The organism is Phocaeicola plebeius (genome assembly GCF_003437535.1).
GTDB lineage: Bacteria > Bacteroidota > Bacteroidia > Bacteroidales > Bacteroidaceae > Phocaeicola > Phocaeicola plebeius_A.
This window is the reverse complement of sequence record NZ_QSQT01000010.1, coordinates 1-14,656: the sequence shown is the minus strand read 5'-3', so window position 1 is coordinate 14,656 and position 14,656 is coordinate 1. Positions and strand designations below refer to the sequence as shown.

At 41.1% G+C, this 14,656-nt stretch carries 7 protein-coding genes, 1 tRNA gene and 1 CRISPR repeat array; of the genes, 6 read left to right on the top strand and 2 right to left on the bottom strand.

The features are described from left to right. Positions 1 to 52: 52 nt before the first annotated feature. Together DXD04_RS06330 and DXD04_RS06325 are read right to left on the bottom strand one after the other, a co-directional pair. Positions 53 to 1,288, bottom strand: coding sequence for a site-specific integrase (locus DXD04_RS06330; protein WP_117671846.1), 1,236 nt, complete (start codon positions 1,286 to 1,288; stop codon positions 53 to 55). A 144-nt stretch (positions 1,289 to 1,432) separates the two neighbouring features. Further along, positions 1,433 to 1,505: transfer RNA gene (locus DXD04_RS06325), tRNA-Thr, on the bottom strand. Positions 1,506 to 1,730: 225 nt separating this feature from the next. On the opposite strand from DXD04_RS06325, the gene DXD04_RS06320 reads away from it, so the two are divergent. The 6 genes from DXD04_RS06320 (at position 1,731) to cas2 (ending at position 13,513) form a co-directional block, all read left to right on the top strand. Beyond that, positions 1,731 to 2,807 (top strand): glycoside hydrolase family 43 protein, encoded by a 1,077-nt coding sequence (locus tag DXD04_RS06320; RefSeq protein ID WP_117672075.1) that lies wholly within the window; start codon positions 1,731 to 1,733, stop codon positions 2,805 to 2,807. A 347-nt stretch (positions 2,808 to 3,154) separates the two neighbouring features. Beyond that, a complete protein-coding gene (carA, locus tag DXD04_RS06315) occupies positions 3,155 to 4,231 on the top strand; it encodes a glutamine-hydrolyzing carbamoyl-phosphate synthase small subunit (RefSeq protein ID WP_117671844.1) in 1,077 nt (358 codons plus the stop codon). A 23-nt stretch (positions 4,232 to 4,254) separates the two neighbouring features. Beyond that, positions 4,255 to 7,482, top strand: a complete 3,228-nt coding sequence (gene carB / locus DXD04_RS06310; protein WP_007563805.1) for a carbamoyl-phosphate synthase (glutamine-hydrolyzing) large subunit — start codon at positions 4,255 to 4,257, stop codon at positions 7,480 to 7,482. Positions 7,483 to 7,758: 276 nt separating this feature from the next. Beyond that, complete coding sequence (gene cas9 / locus DXD04_RS06305) at positions 7,759 to 12,258, top strand: type II CRISPR RNA-guided endonuclease Cas9 (RefSeq protein WP_117671842.1); 4,500 nt, start codon at positions 7,759 to 7,761, stop codon at positions 12,256 to 12,258. Further along, positions 12,255 to 13,181, top strand: a complete 927-nt coding sequence (cas1, locus tag DXD04_RS06300) for a type II CRISPR-associated endonuclease Cas1 (RefSeq protein ID WP_117671840.1) — start codon at positions 12,255 to 12,257, stop codon at positions 13,179 to 13,181. The genes cas9 and cas1 overlap by 4 nt, the downstream gene beginning before the upstream one ends. Then, on the top strand, positions 13,181 to 13,513 hold the full coding sequence (gene cas2 / locus DXD04_RS06295; RefSeq protein WP_117671837.1) for a CRISPR-associated endonuclease Cas2: 333 nt from the start codon (positions 13,181 to 13,183) through the stop codon (positions 13,511 to 13,513). Before cas1 ends, cas2 begins: the two co-directional genes overlap by 1 nt. A 108-nt stretch (positions 13,514 to 13,621) precedes the next feature. Beyond that, positions 13,622 to 14,585: a CRISPR direct-repeat array (repeat unit 47 nt; unit sequence GTTGTTTCTAATGGTTCAAAGATACTAAAATGAAAGCAAATCACAAC). Positions 14,586 to 14,656: the final 71 nt, after the last annotated feature.

The following is a 14,656-nucleotide window of genomic DNA, read 5'->3' as shown; positions in this document are numbered from 1 at the left end:
GTAGTGGCTCCATTGCCTCATACATAACATAACAGATAAAGTGTCAGACAAATTACCCTCTCATCATCATAATATCAGACCTCAGTTCGATATATTCTTTGTACTTTTCCGGGTTGTTCACGTAATCAATCACACGAGATATGGCCATATCAGCCTGTTTCTGCCGGACTTTGGTGTAGTATCGTATAACTCCTTTTGATTTGTCTGAGTGGCCTAAGCAGTAGTCTATTATCCCGTCAGGAATACCTATTTCAGAGGCGTACTGAGCGAAAGACTTGCGGGCCGAATAAAATGTAACACGTTCATCAATATTTAACTCTTCAGCCAAATCTCCAAGAGAATACGTAACATACTGAGAAAAGTTGTGATATGTGAATTTATACCCAAAATCAAGTTTCCCCGTCCTTTTATCCATCCACCTGCATATTATCTCTCTTGCTTGAGACGGTATTGTAAATGTGATTACACTATCCGACTGCATTCGCCCTTTAGTCTTTGAGCGTGAATATTCCAATACATCTTTTCTAAAGTCTGTTTGCATAATGTCTATAAGATTCATCCCTCCCAAGTAAAAGGAAAGGCAAAAAAGGTCACGTGCCATAATCAGCTTTCTCTTTTCTGGTGAAGATTCACGAATCTTGTTAAAATTCTGTACTGTCAGATCAAGCTTCCTGATAGGGGCTGCAGATATTCTAGTCGTTACAAAAGGATGTATATCGTAAGATATATTCCACTCTCTTATCGCTCTATTGACGACAGATTTCATTTGGGCAAGCATTGTGTTTACTGTAGTTTCAGTCACTTTCCGCTTCCGTATGAATGCGGCAAAATTCTGGACTAGTGACGGGGTTAAATCAGAGAGAAGTATGTCACCTCTTGCAAAGTCACGAAAATATCTCCCCACCCTTTCAATAGATAATGCGTATGAATCTCTTCCCTCAGACTTGAGATAGTCTACAAAATTGCTACATGCTGATGAAAAGGTTTGCTCATCGGAAAGATTGTCTGTAGAAATGATTTCTTTAATTTGCCGGCAGGAATAAAGTTCAAGATGTTTTATTGAGTCCAGTTTCTCTTGAAGGTCATCAAGGATGTTCCTAAGTTTCCGGTTTATCGCAGATGCCTCTGGATGCTTCACGACCTGACCGTTCTTAAACTGGTTCTCTGAAATAATGAATCGTGTGACGATATATGTTGTTTCATGCTTGTGACGGAGTGCAATTCTTATCTTATGTCTTCCGTCTTTTAATGCTTTTGCCTTGAAAATGGTAAGTGATAGAGTTGCCATAATGATTAAAAAATTTAAGGATACTCCAGGGATACTCACAGAATTGTAAATTTACAATTCAAATCCTTTTTTTAATCATCGTAATAAGCTGTAGAAAATAGAAAAACCGCCTAATTCACAATGTAATAAGCGGTTTTAAGTCGGAGCCGAAAGCGGGACTCGAACCCGCGACTTACTCATTACGAATGAGTTACTCTACCAACTGAGTTATTTCGGCAACGTGTTTCGTTGAAAACGGTTGCAAAATTACTGTTTTCTTGAAAACAGCCAAATAAAAAAGAGATTTTTTTCCGAGAAACTACATTTTTCCAGCCCGTACAACCCGTTTCCGTTACATCGCAGGAGCATTTGACACATTATTACGTGTAATTTGTACAATAGTCCCTTGTCTGCCTTCTGCCGATTTTCTACTTTTACCCGCAAAATGAAACATTACACTACCATGAAAAAGAAACTGATAATTTCACTGCTGGCACTGGCTTCGCTGGGAGCCGGAGCACAAAACTTGCAAAAGGGAGACTACGGATACTTGTACTGCCACATGAGCGGACGAGGAGAATGGACGGCCTACGCCCTGAGCCGTGATGGCGTACACTTTCACGACCTGATTGATGGCGACCCCGTATACAATGTAGAAGAAATGTCAAAAATAGAGGGAGGAGCACGCGATGCCTTTATCTGCCGCACGTCCGACGGAAAAGGCTATCTGATGGTGACTACCGACATGAGCAACGCCAAGAGCCGCTCGTGGTTCAACTACGGCATCAACCTGCTGAAAAGTGACGACCTGATTCACTGGACTTCTACCACCTTCGACTTCCGCCGGGGACCGGACATTTTCTGTGACCCTCAGTCGCCCGACGTCTATAAGGACTACAGCACCATCAAACGCGTATGGGCACCGCAAATTTTCTGGGACCCTTCGTACGTATGGACTGATGGCACGAAGGGCGGATACATGATATACTATTCACTGCTTAATCCGGCAGAAGACCAGTACGACCGCGTGTTCTATTCCTATGCCGACGCCACCTTTACACGTCTCACTAAACCCCGCCTGCTGGTGGACTGGGGATATGCTACCATCGATGCCGACATTAACTATGTGCCGGCCGACGGACTCTATCACATGCTCATCAAGAAAGAAGGAGGTACACCCGGCATCTTTGCCGCTACAGCTACAAAACTGACCGGTCTTTATAAAATAAAAGATGAAAACGATTATGTGAAGTTTGAAGGCAACAAAAAGTGTGAGGGCTGCTCTGCCTTCCAGTTGGTGGGCGACTCTACCTGGCGCGTGGCCTACATCGAATACTCCTCCAAACCCAAAAGATACCGCATCTGTCAGGCCGACGAGAAACTCTCCAACTTCCACTCCCCCGTCACCATGGAGGGCGTGAAACATCCGCAGCACGGCTCGTTCATGCGGCTCACCGAAGAAGAATACAAGCGCCTGCAGGAGTGGTCGGACAGCATCATGCGCGAAAGAGCCGCCCGCCACAGCGGAGAAAAGAAGTAAAAAGAGGAAAATGAAATATTTTTGTAAAAACTTTTGGCAAACATCCTTTCATTTGAGCAGAAAACATTATCTTTGCACTCCGAATTATGACGTGACAAAAGAGTTTGATGTATTACTGTTCAGCACATAGTAAAAAGAATAAGCGCACATTCGGAGTTCCGGCGAAATGGACAAATGCCGGAAGCTATTTCTTTTTTCTTTTATGTCACTTATTTCCTGAATATTTAAGATTTCCTATTTTTTCAAACACCCGGAACTGCTTTTCGGCAAGTCCGGGCGTTTTTTCGTATATACGAGAGTAGAATAGAAAAAAAATACAAGATATAAAGATTATTAGTAACAAGGTAATGAGAAATGTAACATTGATCCTCGACGACGGGAGCCGCTTTCATGGCAAGTCGTTCGGCTATGAGAAACCGGTAGCCGGTGAAGTAGTTTTCAATACGGCAATGACCGGATACCCCGAAAGCTTGACCGACCCTTCGTATGCCGGTCAGTTGATGACACTGACTTACCCGCTGGTAGGTAACTATGGTGTGCCTCCCTTCACATTCGAAGCAAACGGACTGCCCACTTTCATGGAAAGCGAGAAAATCCATGCCGAAGCGATTATCGTAAGCGATTACAGTGAAAAATACTCTCACTGGAATGCAGTGGAAAGTCTGGGCGACTGGTTGAAACGCGAACAGATTCCGGGCATCACGGGCATCGACACACGCGAACTGACAAAGGTATTGCGCGAACATGGAGTGATGATGGGAAAAATCGTGTTCGACGATGAACCAAATAACATTCCCGAAGCTACCTATGCAGGTGTGAACTACGTAGACAAGGTTTCTTGCAAGGAAGTGATTCGCTACAACGAAGGCGAAGGCAAGAAAAAAGTTGTGCTGGTAGACTGTGGCGTGAAATCAAACATTATCCGTTGCCTGCTCAAGCGCGACGTGGAAATCATCCGCGTGCCCTGGAACTACGACTTCAACTCTCTGCAGTTCGACGGTCTGTTCATCTCCAACGGTCCGGGCGACCCCGACACTTGTGATGCAGCCGTACAGAACATCCGCAAGGCCATGCAGAACGAAAAACTTCCTATCTTCGGTATCTGTATGGGTAACCAGCTGCTTTCAAAGGCAGGAGGTGCCAAAATCTATAAGCTGAAATACGGTCACCGCAGCCATAACCAGCCGGTACGCATGGTGGGCACAGATAAGTGCTTCATCACCTCACAGAACCACGGTTATGCCGTAGACAACAATACACTGGGAGCCGACTGGGAACCGCTCTTCATCAACATGAACGACGGTTCGAACGAAGGTATCCGTCACAAAAAGAACCCCTGGTTCTCGGCTCAGTTCCATCCGGAAGCTTCCAGCGGTCCTACCGACACGGAATTCCTGTTCGATGAGTTTGTAAAGTTGCTGTAATCTACTAAAAAACAAAGAAGACAATGAAAGAAAACATAAAGAAAGTATTGCTGTTAGGTTCAGGAGCCCTGAAAATCGGTGAAGCTGGTGAATTCGACTACTCGGGTTCGCAGGCTCTGAAAGCGCTGAAGGAAGAAGGTATCGAAACCATCCTGATTAACCCGAACATCGCCACCGTGCAGACTTCGGAAGGTGTGGCAGACAAAATCTACTTCCTGCCCGTTACTCCATATTTCGTAGAAAAGGTCATCGACAAGGAACGTCCCGACGGCGTGCTGCTGTCATTCGGTGGACAGACTGCCTTGAACTGCGGTGTGGCTCTCTACAAAGCCGGTGTGTTCGAGAAATACAACACCCGCGTACTGGGTACTCCGGTACAGGCCATCATGGATACAGAAGACCGTGAGCTCTTCGTACAGAAACTGGACGAAATCAACGTGAAGACCATCAAGAGTGAGGCAGTAGAAAACATTGAAGATGCCCGCCGCGCAGCGAAGGAACTGGGTTATCCGGTCATCATCCGTGCAGCTTACGCATTAGGAGGTCTGGGTTCAGGTTTCTGCGACAACGAAGAAGAACTGAACGTGCTGGCCGAAAAAGCGTTCTCTTTCTCTCCGCAGGTGCTGGTAGAAAAGAGTCTGAAAGGCTGGAAGGAAGTGGAATACGAAGTAGTGCGCGACCGTTTCGACAACTGTATCACGGTCTGCAACATGGAAAACTTCGACCCGCTGGGTATCCACACCGGTGAGTCTATCGTTATCGCTCCGTCACAGACGCTGACCAACAGCGAATACCACAAACTGCGCGAACTGGCCATCCGTATCATCCGTCACATCGGTATCGTGGGTGAATGTAACGTACAGTACGCGTTCGACCCTGAATCAGAAGACTACCGCGTAATCGAGGTAAATGCCCGTCTGAGCCGTTCTTCTGCACTGGCATCTAAGGCTACAGGTTATCCTCTGGCTTTCGTTGCAGCTAAGTTGGGATTGGGTTACGGACTGTTCGACCTGAAGAACTCGGTAACAAAAACAACTTCTGCCTTCTTCGAGCCGGCACTGGACTACTGCGTATGTAAAATTCCTCGCTGGGACTTGGGTAAGTTCCACGGCGTAGACCGCGAACTGGGCTCCAGCATGAAGTCGGTAGGTGAAGTCATGGCCATCGGACGTACCTTCGAAGAAGCCATCCAGAAAGGCCTTCGTATGATTGGTCAGGGCATGCACGGTTTCGTGGAAAACAAGGAGCTGGTTATCGAAGACATCGACAAAGCACTGCGCGAACCGACCGACAAGCGTATCTTCGTCATCTCAAAGGCTATGCGTGCAGGCTACACAGTAGACCAAATTCACGACCTCACCAAGATTGACAAGTGGTTCCTCGACAAGCTGATGAACATCATGCAGACTTCTAAGGAACTCCACGAGTGGGGCAACAACCATACACAGCTTTCACAGCTTCCGAACGAGCTGCTCTACAAGGCAAAACGTCAGGGATTCTCCGACTTCCAGGTGGCACGTGCCATCGGCTACGAAGGCGATATGGAAGACGGTATCCTGGAAATCCGTAACCACCGTAAGAGTGTAGGCATCGTGCCGGTAGTAAAACAGATTGACACGCTGGCAGCCGAATATCCGGCACAGACCAACTACCTATACCTGACTTACAGCGGCGTGGCCAACGATGTACACTACCTGGGCGACCACAAGAGTATCGTTGTACTGGGTTCAGGTGCTTACCGTATCGGTTCATCCGTAGAGTTCGACTGGTGCGGCGTACAGGCACTGAACACCATCCGTAAGGAAGGCTACCGCTCAGTAATGATCAACTACAACCCTGAAACCGTATCGACCGACTACGATATGTGCGACCGTCTGTACTTCGACGAACTGACTTTCGAACGTGTGATGGATATCCTCGACCTGGAAAACCCGCACGGAGTCATCGTATCTACTGGCGGACAGATTCCGAACAACCTAGCATTGCGCCTGGACGCACAGAAGGTAAACATCCTGGGAACTTCTGCCAAGAGCATCGACAACGCTGAAGACCGCGACAAGTTCTCGGCTATGCTCGACCGTATCGGCGTAGACCAGCCTGAATGGAGCGCACTGACTTCTATGGAAGATATCAACGCATTTATCGAAAAAGTAGGCTTTCCTGTATTGGTTCGCCCGTCATACGTGCTTTCTGGTGCAGCCATGAACGTATGTTCTAATCAGGAAGAGCTGGAACGCTTCCTGCAGCTGGCCGCTAACGTGTCGAAGAAGCATCCGGTAGTAGTAAGCCAGTTCATCGAACACGCTAAGGAAGTAGAAATGGATGCCGTGGCACAGAACGGTGAAATCGTAGCTTACGCCATCTCTGAGCACATCGAGTTTGCCGGTGTACACTCAGGCGACGCTACCATCCAGTTCCCGCCGCAGAAACTGTACGTAGAAACCGTACGCCGCATCAAGCGTATCTCTCGTCAGATTGCGAAAGAGTTGAACATCTCTGGTCCGTTCAACATCCAGTTCCTGGCTCGTGAAAACGACATCAAGGTAATTGAATGTAACCTGCGTGCCAGCCGTTCATTCCCGTTCGTCAGCAAGGTGCTGAAGATTAACTTCATCGAGCTGGCAACCAAAGTCATGTTAGGCTTGCCGGTAGAAAAGCCTGAAAAGAACCTCTTCGACCTCGACTACGTAGGTATCAAGGCCAGCCAGTTCTCGTTCAACCGTTTGCAGAAGGCCGACCCTGTACTGGGTGTAGACATGGCTTCTACAGGTGAAGTTGGCTGTATCGGCGACGACACTTCATGTGCCGTACTGAAAGCCATGCTGTCTGTAGGCTACCGCATTCCGGAAAAGAACGTCCTGATGTCTACCGGTACACTGAAACAGAAAGTAGATTTGCTTCAGGCAGCGCGCGCCCTCAAGGCCAAAGGTTACAACATCTTCGCTACCGGCGGTTCTTCTAAGTTCCTGGCAGAAAACGGAGTGGAAAACACCCGCGTATACTGGCCAAGCGAAGAAGGTCAGCCTCAGGCACTGGAAATGCTGCACAAGAAAGAAATCGACATGGTGGTAAACATTCCGCGTGACCTCACTCCTACCGAGCTGGAAAACGGATACAAGATTCGTCGTGCCGCAGTCGACCTGAACATTCCTCTGGTAACCAATGCCCGTCTGGCAAGTGCATTCATCAATGCCTTCTGCTCTATGAGCATTGACGACATCGCTATCAAGAGCTGGGACGAATACAAATAATCCGTACCGCTTAAAAATATAGATAAAATTAATCCCCTCCGGAACTATTTGTAATGAATGAGTTCTGGAGGGGATTTTTATTTATAGAAAATACAAAACAATAAAAAAGCCCACCGATAAAGGACGATGGGCAAGCGCCTAAATGTTTTCACAACGGAATAATCCTTATTGTGATTTGCTTCATTTTAGTTTTACAAAAGTAAAAAGAAACAATACAAAAGACAAGTTTTTTTCATAAAAAATTAGTAGTTTTGAAAAAATTGAAAAAATACAACTATGAAACACATTTTAGGTTTAGACTTAGGCACAAACAGTATAGGATGGGCAGTTATCAGTTCAAGCTTTGACGAAACAACCCAAAAAGAACAACTAAAAGGTATAGAGGCTGCAGGAAGCAGAATAATTCCTATGGATGCCGCCCAATTAGGAGACTTCAATAAAGGAAATACAGTTTCACAAACAGCCAACCGTACTCAATTTCGTGGAGTACGCCGATTATATGAACGCAAAAAACTCAGAAGAGAAAGACTGCATCGCATCCTACAATTATTAGGATTTCTTCCCAAGCATTATGCCAACCAATTAGACAGGTATGGAAAATTTATTGCCAATTCTGAGCCAAAACTCGCTTGGACAACAAATACGCATGGACTTCCTTACTTTATCTTTCAAAGTTCATTTCAGGAGATGCTCAATGACTTTTTACAAAACAACAGCCAAATAAAAAAAGTTCCATACGACTGGACTTTGTTTTATTTGCGCAAAAAGGCATTGATACAGAAAATTGAAAAAGAAGAATTAGCTTGGGTTTTATTAAATTTCAATCAGAAAAGAGGATACTATCAGCTGCGCGAAGAGGAAACAGAAAAAGCATCTTCTAAAACACGGCAATATTTTGACAGCCAGATTGTAACAGATATTACTGACACAGGGCAAGTTTATAAAGGATTAAAAATATTCACAATAACACTTGAAAACGGAGAGAAAGGAAAGTTTTTCAGTAAAAACATGCCCGACTGGAAAAGTCAGAAAAAAGATATTATTGCAATCATAGACCTTGATAAAAACGGAAATGACAAATATGATGAAAATGGAGAGTTAAGCCGTCGTTTCAAAATTCCTACCGAACAAGAATGGGAAGAACAGTGGGAGCTTATTAAAACAAAAACTCAAAAAGATCTTGACACATCTCATAAAACAGTAGGCGCATACATCTATGATACACTATTACAAACTCCTAGCCAAAAGATTCGGGGAAAATTGATTCGCACCATTGAACGCAAGTATTATAAAGACGAATTAAATCAGATATTAAAGAAACAAGAAGAATTTCACCCAGAATTGCGAGACTCCAATTTATTAGAAGCCTGCATTGAAGAACTGTATCCTAATAACGAAGCCCATCGTAATGCTATTGCAAAATATAGCATTGCCCAATTGCTTATTGAGGATATTTTATTCTATCAACGTCCACTTAAAAGCAAAAAATCGCTTATTAGTAATTGTCCTTACGAAGAATACACATACATCAATAAAGAAACAGGAGAAATATGCACTTCTCCGTTAAAGTGTATAGCCAAATCACATCCTCTTTTTCAAGAGTTTCGTCTATGGCAATTTATATCAAACTTGCGAATTTATCAAAAGGAAGGAACCATAAACGGAAAATTCACTACTGACATAGATGTAACAAGTCAATTTCTGAAAACCGAAGATGCCTACGCAAACTTGTTCGACTGGCTCAATCAGAAAAAAGAAATCAGACAAGACACATTTCTTAAAAACCCAGCATTTGGATTAAAAAAGAATACAGCAAATTATCGCTGGAATTATGTAGAAGACAAGACATATCCTTGTAATGAGACTCACTACAAGATACTTTCATATTGGGAAAAAGCAGGAATAGAGCAATCAGCCTTAACATCAGAAATAGAAGAGAAACTATGGCATATTCTATACTCTATTTCTGACAAGAATGAACTCAGAAAAGCTTTACAGCATTTCGCTGATAAAAACTATTTAAGCGATAAATTTGCAGATACTTTTCAGCAAATTCCTCCTTTCGAGAAAGATTACGGTTCCTATTCTGCCAAAGCTATCAAAAAACTATTGCCACTTATGCGTATAGGAAGATATTGGAAAGCAGAAAATTTCGACAGTACAACTCTTGACCGTATAGAAAAAATATTAACTGGAGAGTTTGAAGAAAACATAAAGAACCGAACCAGAGAAAAAACAATCCATTTGGACAATTTATACTCATTTCAGGGACTTCCAACCTGGCTGGCATGCTATATCGTATATAACCGCCATTCAGAGATAAAGGACGTTACTAAATGGCAACAACCTTCAGATATTGATGCTTTTCTAAACGCATTCAAGCAACATTCTTTACACAATCCTATTGTGGAACAAATCATCATGGAAACCTTACGCACTGTACGAGATATTTGGAAACAGACAGGGCATATTGATGAAATTCATGTCGAATTAGGACGTGAAATGAAGAATCCTGCCGAGAAACGCAGAAAACTCACCCAACAAATACAAGAAAACGAAAACACCAATCTGCGTATCAAGGCACTTCTTGCTGAATTTGCCAATCCAGAATTGGGAATTGAGAACGTACGCCCGCACTCTCCAAGCCAGCAAGATTTATTGCGTATATATGAAGAAGAAGCTCTAAACGAAACTAAAGATATACCAGAAGATATTGCTGTTATTTTAAAGAAATTCAATGAAGTTGATACCAAAAAACGCCCGTCTACATCCGATGTCTTACGTTATAAATGCTGGCTGGAACAAAAATATCGTTCTCCTTATACTGGAGCTATGATTCCTTTAGGAAAACTTTTCACCCCTGCATACGAAATTGAACATGTAATTCCTCAATCTCGTTATTTTGATGATTCATTCACAAATAAAGTTATTTGTGAAGCAGAAGTTAATAAGCTAAAAGGCAATATGTTAGGCTATGAATTCATCAAAAACAATCAAGAAAGAATAGTAGAACTAGGATTCGGACAAAACGTTAAAATACAGACGGTTGAAGCTTATGAGCTATTTGTGAAAGAACATTATTCCTACAACCGCACTAAAATGCAAAAGCTATTGATGGAAGATATTCCAGATCAGTTTATTGAACGTCAATTAAACGACAGCCGTTATATTAGTAAGCTAATAAAATCATTATTATCTAATATTGTACGTGATGAAGGAGAAGAAGAAGCTACATCTAAGAATGTTATTGTTTGTACTGGAAGTATCACAGACCGACTAAAAAAAGACTGGGGGATCAACGACGTATGGAATAAACTCATTTTACCTCGTTTCATACGCTTGAACGAAATTACGGAAAGCAATCGCTTTACGACAACCAATGCATGCAACAAGACAATTCCTGCTATGCCATTAGATTTACAAAAAGGATTCAACAAAAAACGTATTGACCACCGCCATCATGCCATGGATGCCATTGTCATAGCCTGCGCCAATCGGAATATAGTCAATTATTTAAATAATGAATCAGCCAGCAAGAATGCAAAGATTTCACGTCAAGACCTGCGACAAATATTATGCAAGAAAACAAAAACCGACAATTTGGGAAACTATCAATGGCTCATTGACAAACCTTGGGATACATTTACCCAAGATGTGTATTCCATTTTAGGCAACATCATTGTAAGCTTCAAACAAAATCTGCGTATTATCAATAAAACAACTAACCATTATATCCACTATGAAAACGGGAAAAAAGTAAGTTGCTCACAAAAACAAGGTGATAGCTGGGCTATCCGTAAGCCCATGCATAAAGAAACCGTATATGGAGAAATCAACCTGCGCAGAACAACCACTGCTACATTGAAAGCCGTTCTTGAGAATCCTCAAAGAATTATTGAAAAAGACTTAAAGAAAAAAATAAAAGAGCTTTTAACGCAAGGACTCAATGAAAAACAAATCAAAAAATACTTTGAAGACAATAAAGATATTTGGCAAGAAATAAATCTAAAGAAGATACCAGTATACTATTTCACCAAAGAAACTGCCAACAGATTCTTTGCTTGCCGTGAATCAATAAATACAACTTTCAATAAAAAGAAAATAGAAGAAAAAGTTGCAGATACAGGAATCCAACAAATTTTACTGCGCCATTTGGAGCAGAATGGCAATAATCCGGAACAAGCCTTCTCACCTGAAGGTATTGAACAAATGAATAAAAATATTATGTCCCTAAATAATAATGGAAAATTTCATCAACCAATTTATAAAGTCAGAACATACGAACAAGCCGATAAATTCGCTGTTGGACAAACAGGAAATAAATCCACTAAGTTTGTAGAGGCAGCAAAAGGTACTAACCTGTTCTTTGCAATATATGAAACTGCCCATAAACGCAGTTTCGCCTCTATTCCATTAAACGTAGTCATTGAACGACTAAAAAAAGGCTTGTCACCAGCACCCGAAAACGAAAAGGGTAATCTACCTAAATTTATATTATCACCCAATGATTTAGTATATGTACCAACAAAAGAAGAAATAGAAAATGGACATATTAATCAACCAATACAAAAAGATAGAATTTATAAGATGGTGAGTTGTACTGAAGGGGAATGTCATTTCATTCCATATTTCGTTGCAAAGCCCATAATTCAAACTATTGAGTTAGGAAGTAATAACAAAGCACAAAAAACTTGGCAAGATGAAATGATAAAAGAAATATGCATCCCCATCAAAACAGACAGACTAGGAAACATTATAACGTCAATTAGCCTATGATAAAGAAAACATTATATTTTGGTAACCCAGCATACCTATCATTACGTAATGCCCAACTTGTCATAAAACTTCCGGAAGTAGAAAAATGTCCTTCACTTCCGGAAGCGATGAAACGTCAATCTGAAATAACCAAACCTATTGAAGATATAGGCGTTGTTATTTTGGATAATAAACAAATCACCATTACTTCCGGAGCTATTGAAGCATTGCTTGAAAATAATTGTGCACTTATTACTTGTGACAGTAAAAGTATGCCTGTAGGATTAATGCTCCCTCTCTATGGAAACACTACCCAAAATGAGCGTTTTCGGAAACAACTGGATGCTTCTTTGCCTTTAAAGAAACAACTATGGCAACAAACCATTCAAGCAAAAATCAACAATCAAGCATCTTCCTTATCCATATGTATAAACGAAGATATAAAATGCATGCGTATATGGGCTAACGATGTACGAAGTGGAGACCCCGACAATCTGGAAGCACGTGCTGCAGCTTTCTACTGGAAAACACTTTTTCATGACATCGAAAACTTTACAAGGGACCGAGATGGCATACCCCCTAACAATCTTTTAAATTATGGTTATGCCATTCTCCGTGCAGTTATCGCACGTTCTCTTGTAACAAGCGGATTATTACCCACATTAGGCATTCACCATCATAACCGATACAATGCCTATTGCTTAGCAGACGATATTATGGAACCATATCGCCCCTTCATAGACCGGCTAGTCTATCAACTATACTCTGAAAACAAAATGGAACTTACAAAAGAAGTAAAAGCCAGTTTATTATCCATCCCCACAATAGATGTCAGAATCAGTGGGAAAAGAAGTCCTCTTATGATAGCAGCAAGCCAAACAACGGCATCACTATATAAATGCTTTTCTGGAGAATCACGAAAAATCATTTATCCTGAATTCTAATGGAACGTTTCAGCGAATATAGAGTTATGTGGATTTTAGTTCTTTTTGACCTACCAACAGAAACAAAGAAAGACAAAAAAGCTTATACTGATTTTCGCAAAAATCTACAAAAAGATGGATTCACAATGTTTCAATTCTCTATCTATGTACGCCATTGTGCAAGCAGTGAAAATGCAGCAGTGCATATAAAAAGAGTAAAATCCTTTCTACCTGAATATGGTCAAGTTGGAATTATATGTATCACAGACAAACAGTTTGGAGAAATTGAGCTATTTTATGGCAAGAAAGCAAGTGGGGTAAAAACACCAGGACAACAATTAGAACTCTTTTAAAATAATAAATCCCATGGTTAATATGGGATTTATTATTTCAAGAAACAACTTTTTCTTTTTCTAAATTTACTTATAACCTACTGATAGACAACAAGAAACAATCAACAAGTTGTTTCTAATGGTTCAAAGATACTAAAATGAAAGCAAATCACAACCAGATAATTGTTGGCAAAATTCAGTGTCCCGTTGTTTCTAATGGTTCAAAGATACTAAAATGAAAGCAAATCACAACATGAAACAACAACAGCCGCGCCCATCGATAGTTGTTTCTAATGGTTCAAAGATACTAAAATGAAAGCAAATCACAACTCTTGGCCGCTTGTGCTCTGGTTAGTTCGGTTGTTTCTAATGGTTCAAAGATACTAAAATGAAAGCAAATCACAACCTCTTATTACTATATAACAAGCGCATAGAGTTGTTTCTAATGGTTCAAAGATACTAAAATGAAAGCAAATCACAACTCGCAATCATCCTGATTGTATCGAGTTCAGTTGTTTCTAATGGTTCAAAGATACTAAAATGAAAGCAAATCACAACTAAGTATGAATTTGTTCGATTATAGCTGAGGTTGTTTCTAATGGTTCAAAGATACTAAAATGAAAGCAAATCACAACTGTTAGAATGGTTAGCATCTAGTGCATTTAGTTGTTTCTAATGGTTCAAAGATACTAAAATGAAAGCAAATCACAACATATAAGAAAATATATATTTTAGTTTAAGGTTGTTTCTAATGGTTCAAAGATACTAAAATGAAAGCAAATCACAACTTATTATAACGTATATCTTTTGTAGGTTGTGTTGTTTCTAATGGTTCAAAGATACTAAAATGAAAGCAAATCACAACTGCTGAAGGTACTACTACTACTGTTAAAAGTTGTTTCTAATGGTTCAAAGATACTAAAATGAAAGCAAATCACAACTTAATAGCAATGTATATGCGATTTTATTTGTTGTTTCTAATGGTTCAAAGATACTAAAATGAAAGCAAATCACAACTATTTTTGAATAATGTAAATAATTATTTTGTTGTTTCTAATGGTTCAAAGATACTAAAATGAAAGCAAATCACAACTAGTTTGTATGATTTAAGTACATATTCCGAAGCATACCCGTTCACTTTCCGGCAGCTTATTAGGGTATAAA